We start from the raw sequence: 662 nt of genomic DNA, 5'->3' as shown, positions 1-662 counted from the left end.
TCCGGACGACGGCAGCACAGAAACGGTGTCTGCGTTAAACGGGATTAACGGCCGGCGGTGGCGCGGCTGAAGTGTAAGCCGACGTTCAGCCGCTGGACATGGGGTAATACCAATGGGCTATCGGCCGGGAATGTGACGTGCGGCCAGAATGCGTGCAACGGGTGCCTGCTCGGCACCCTCTCTCGTCTCTCGGAGTGGTGTCATGCACATCAGCAAGCCTGCCGGCCCCCTGCCGGCGCCCGTCCCCTTCTATCGTCAACTGTATTTCCAGGTGGTGGTGGCGATCGTCCTCGGTGCCCTGCTGGGCCATTTCGAGCCCGCCTTCGCCGAAAGCCTCAAGCCGCTGGGCGATGCCTTCATCAAGCTGGTGAAGATGATCATCGCCCCGGTGATCTTCCTGACCATCGTTACCGGCATTGCCGGCATGACCCATCTCAAGACGGTGGGCCGGGTGTTCGGCAAGGCGATGGCCTACTTCCTGTTCTTCTCCACGTTGGCCCTGGTGGTCGGTCTGGTCGTTGCCCATGTGGTGCAGCCCGGCGCCGGCATGAACATCAATCCGGCCGATCTGGACCAGAGTGCGGTCAAGAGCTACGTCGAGAAGTCGCACGACCTGACCCTGGTCGGCTTCCTGATGGACATCATCCCCAACTCGTTGATCG

Annotated in this window: 1 protein-coding gene; it reads left to right on the top strand. The window is 61.9% G+C overall.

Annotation, left to right across the window (positions count from 1 at the left end):
• Positions 1-202: 202 nt before the first annotated feature.
• Positions 203-662, top strand: a 460-nt coding sequence (locus XAXN_RS19660; RefSeq protein WP_134984938.1) for a cation:dicarboxylate symporter family transporter, incomplete at its 3' end; no start/stop codon positions are given.

It is taken from the genome of Xanthomonas axonopodis, from assembly GCF_001304695.1.
GTDB classification, from domain to species: domain Bacteria; phylum Pseudomonadota; class Gammaproteobacteria; order Xanthomonadales; family Xanthomonadaceae; genus Xanthomonas; species Xanthomonas axonopodis.
The sequence above is the reverse complement of the archived record's forward strand: the minus strand, read 5'-3'. Positions and strand labels throughout refer to the sequence as shown.